The organism is Sphingomonas sp. Ag1 (genome assembly GCF_000980895.1).
In the GTDB taxonomy this organism is placed as follows: domain Bacteria; phylum Pseudomonadota; class Alphaproteobacteria; order Sphingomonadales; family Sphingomonadaceae; genus Sphingomonas; species Sphingomonas panaciterrae.
In genome coordinates, this window is record NZ_LAZX01000040.1 from 1 (window position 1) to 4,091 (window position 4,091).

At 70.0% G+C, this 4,091-nt stretch carries 3 protein-coding genes; all 3 read right to left on the bottom strand.

Annotation, left to right across the window (positions count from 1 at the left end):
* Window positions 1–188: 188 nt before the first annotated feature.
* On the bottom strand, window positions 189–1,595 hold the full coding sequence (locus XM50_RS00430; protein WP_156167024.1) for a TolC family protein: 1,407 nt from the start codon (window positions 1,593–1,595) through the stop codon (window positions 189–191).
* Complete coding sequence (locus tag XM50_RS00435) at window positions 1,592–2,650, bottom strand: efflux RND transporter periplasmic adaptor subunit (protein ID WP_046406434.1); 1,059 nt, start codon at window positions 2,648–2,650, stop codon at window positions 1,592–1,594. The genes XM50_RS00430 and XM50_RS00435 overlap by 4 nt, the downstream gene beginning before the upstream one ends.
* The coding region (locus tag XM50_RS00440) for an ABC transporter transmembrane domain-containing protein (protein WP_046406437.1) at window positions 2,634–4,091 on the bottom strand (1,458 nt) is incomplete at its 5' end. The genes XM50_RS00440 and XM50_RS00435, both read right to left, overlap by 17 nt.

The following is a 4,091-nucleotide window of genomic DNA, read 5'->3' on the forward strand; positions in this document are numbered from 1 at the left end:
GACGCCTGCTCCAGCCGCTGTTCGTCGAAACCCAGCACCTCTCCCATACCGCATCCTTTGTTTTTGCTTATGCAGGTGGCGTAACCAGCCTGCCGGACATGTAAAGCAGGCATGTGGCCAGTGGCGGGCGTCGACCGTGACGCCTCGCCGTCACGGTAAGCGGAGCGGATCAGCGAAGAAGGCGGCGGTCAGAGGCCCAACTGGCTGCGGTCGACCGTCGCGGCGACGAGTTCGGCGCGCGCGGCGGAGCGGCGGTATTCGGCGTCGAGTTGACGCAGGCGGGCGTCGGCGGCGCTTTCCTCACGCAGGTTGACGACGAGGAAGTCGCTTGCGCCGAGCTGGAAGCGCCGGCGTTCCGCCTCTGCCATGCGATCGGCGAGCGCGGTTTCGTCGGCAGCGAGCGCGACAAGGCGGTCGGCGGCGGTGGCCTGGATGGCGAGGCCGTTCACCTCGACCAGGATCTGGTCCTCGATCATCTTGCGGCGGAATTGCAGCCCGTCGGCCTCGGCCGCGGCCTCGGCGATCTTGCCGCGCGCGGTGCGTCGTTCGAGCGGCATGGAGAAACGCAGGCCGACGATCCCCTCCAGCGGCGTGCGCGACACGCCGCCAAGGCCGACCGGGCCGACATCCTTGGCCGCCTCAGCGCGTATGTCGAGCCGCGGGCGCAGCTCGTTTTCGGCCAGCAGCCGCTTCGTCTCGACCTGATCGAGCCGCACCAGGATGGTCTGCAGATCGGGGCGCTCGATCCGGCCGGCGAGGCTGGGGCCAAGCGGCGGCAGGCGCAGGTCCGGGAAGCTGGTCGGCAGGCGATCGGCGGCGGGCACGATCCGCTCCCCAAGATCGTCGCGCAGGTAGAAGGACAGGGCATTGGCGGCGGCGTCGAGATCCTGCTCGGCGCGCACCAGCAGGGTCTGGCGGCGGACGATATTCTGCCGGTTCTCGGTGCCCAGAATCTCCGGCCGGGCGCCGAGCGCGATCTGCCGCTCGATCGAGGCCTGTCGCTTCGTCGCCAGCTCCAGGAGATCGCGATAGACCGCGACCCGCCGGCCGGCGACGACCCAGGTCTGATAAGCGTCGATCGCGCGCCGCTGAACGCCGATCGCCACCATTTCGCGATCGAGCCGGGCCAGCGCAATCTCCCCATCGGCGAGCTCGAGCCGGCCGCGGCGCTCGTCGATCAGCCGGTCACGCATCAGCGAGAAAACGGCGCCGACCTTCACCTCGCCCAGCCGGTTGGTGAACGCCTTGTCCTCATAGACGGGGAAGTCGCCGCGCGAGACGCGGTAGCCGCCGTAGAGCGCGCCGCCGTTGGTGGCGAGCGGACGCGTCGCCCGCCCCGCGATGACGGTGCCGTCATAATAGCCGAGCGCGCGGGACTGCGCCTCGCCCTCGAACAGGAGGTCGAAGGCGCCCTCGGCCGACAGGCGGCGACCGTCGGCCTGCCGCTCCCGCGTCATCGCCTCGAGGATCGCGGGCGCGTGCGTGGCCGAGGAGCGCAGCACCTCGTCCAGCGTCAGCGGCCGCGCCGCGGCGGGCGCCGCGACCAGCAGCGCGGCGAGGATCCAGAACATGGGGATCCAGAGCAGGCGGATCATTTCTTCACCTTGACCACCGGGTCCGGCGCAACCCCCTTTGTCTCATCGCCGGGCCGCCGGAATTCGAGCGGGAAATCGTTGAGCTGGCGCCAGAGCTCATAGCCGATGCTGACCGTTTCCATCTGGATCCAGCCGCGCACCTTGGCGCCCAGCCGGACATAATCGGTGTCGGGCCAGGGCAATTTGCCCGGCATCGGTTCGACCAGGACGCGGAACAGGCCGGTCGCCTGTGCGGAAGGGTCGATCGAGCGTACGCGCCCGTCGAACATGCCGTGCGCGACCGAGGGCCAGCCGCTGAACTGGATCGCCGGCCAGCCTTCGAAGGCGAGGCGGACGGGCCGGCCGGGGCGGATGACGGCAATGTCGCGGCCGTCGACCATCAGCTCGACGATCCGCACCGGCGCCTCGGGCGCGAGCGTCGCGAGCCGCTCGCCGGCCGCCACCAGGGTCGCGCCGGCGCCGGCATTGATCGACTGGATCCGCCCGTCGCGCGGGGCACGCACGGTCTGCGCCGACTGGCGGTTGAGCGTGACGTCGACGCGGCTGAGCTTCGCGCGCGCCTCGGCCAGCTTGGCGCGGTGATCGGCGACCTTGATCTGCGACGCTTCATAATCGCGCCGCGCGGCCAGCCCCTCCGCAAGCAGCTGGCCCGAGCGGCCGACGTCGATCTGCGCCACGGCCATCGCCTGTTCGGCGGCGGCGATTTCCGCCAGCACCTGCGCGCGTTCGGCGGCGAGGCGGGCGAGGAGGTTGGGATCATTGTCGACGATCCGCGCGATCGGATCGCCGCGGCGCACGCGATCGCCGTCGCGGACGAACCAGCGTTCCACCCGGCCGGGGACGAGCGCGGTGACATCCTGCACGCGATCCTCCGGGTCGAGCGCGGCGACCTGCCCGGTGCCGGCCGAGGTCTGCACCCAGGGGACGAGGAACAGGATCGCGGCCACGACCGACAGCGTCACCGCGATCAGCCAGGCGAAGACGCGCGTCGCGCGTGGCGGGCGGATGCTCGCCAGCGTCGGGAAGTGGACGATATGGTCAGACCGAAAGGGCAAGGCTGCCTCCCTCGCTCGCGATGGCGATCAGCGCGTCGATATCGGTGCAGCGGCGCTGCTCGCTCGCGCCCATCCACAGCGCGCCGTCGCGCACCAGCCCCTCCGGCCGGCGCGTGAACTGGAGCACGGTCGTCTCGCCACGCAGCCGGGCGAGGGCTGCATCGACCCGCTCGGGCGGCAACAGATCGTACAGCGGCGACAACACCAGCAGCTTGGGCTTGGCGAGCAATGCGGCGGCCAGCTTCAGCGCCATCAGCTCCCCGACCGACAACGGCCAGCCGGAGGTGGAAACCACCGTGTCCAGCCCATCGCGCAGGACGCTCAGCCGCTCGCTCAGCCCGACCATGTCCAGCACCTCGACGATCCGGGCGGTATCGCCGGACGCGGCCAGCCGCAGATAGTCGCGCACCGGCATCTCGACGAAGCTGGGGCGGTCGAGCACCATCACCTCGGCGCGCAGGCGATAGGTGTCGAAGCCGCTGATCTCGCGCCCGCCGACGACGACCAGGCCGCGCTTCGCCGCCTGGTGGCGCTTCAGCAGCATCGCCAGCGTGCGCTCGACGCCGGGCGCCGCGACCACCGCCAGCTGTTCGCCGGCAGCGATCTCGAAGTCGAAGCGGTGGCCGTCATGTTCGACATGGGCAAAGCGGATCGCGCCGCTGGCCGGACCCTCGCCATCGCCCCTGCCCTCCTCCTGCGGCACCGCCCAGAACAGCGACAGCTCCTCCAGCCCGGCGGCAAGATCGTACAGCGTTTCCAGATACGGGCCGAACTGCGCGATGCCGTAGAAGACGCCCGACAGGATCAGCTCCGCCGCGACCAGCTGGCCGATCGACAATTGGCCCTGGATGATGAGCCAGCCACCCAGCGCCAGCAGCGCGGCGCTGGCCAGCGCATAGACGAACAGCAGCGCCAGCGTCTGCGCGAAGGTATAGCGGAAGTGCCGCCGGTGCGCAGCGACATAGGTGGCGGTCACCGCCTCCGACCGGTCCATCGCGAAATCGACATGGCGGCTCGACTTGTAGAAGCCGTTCGACCCGCCGACGCTTTCCAGCCAGTGCGCCGCGGCATGTTTGGCATGGCTCTTGGCCACCGCGCTGCGGATCGCGCCCGAGGCCCAGATCTGCCAGATGAGGAACAGCACCACCGCCAGCACGACGTTGAAAGCGAGGAAGAAGGGGTGGTAGAAACTGGTGACGACCAGACCCACCACGCCCTGCAGCACGATGGTGAAGCCGCCGATCAGCAGGCTGGGCAGCGTCTTTTGCACCGTCATCAGGTCGAAATAGCGGTTGAAGAGGTCACCGCTGCGCGCGTCGGCGAAGAAGGGGTTTTGTGCGTGGACCGCGCGCAGCGTGATCTCCGCGACGATGCGCGCGAACAGCCGCCGCTCGAACAGCGCGAGCAGGTGGACGCGAAACGCCGCCAGCACCCCGGCAAA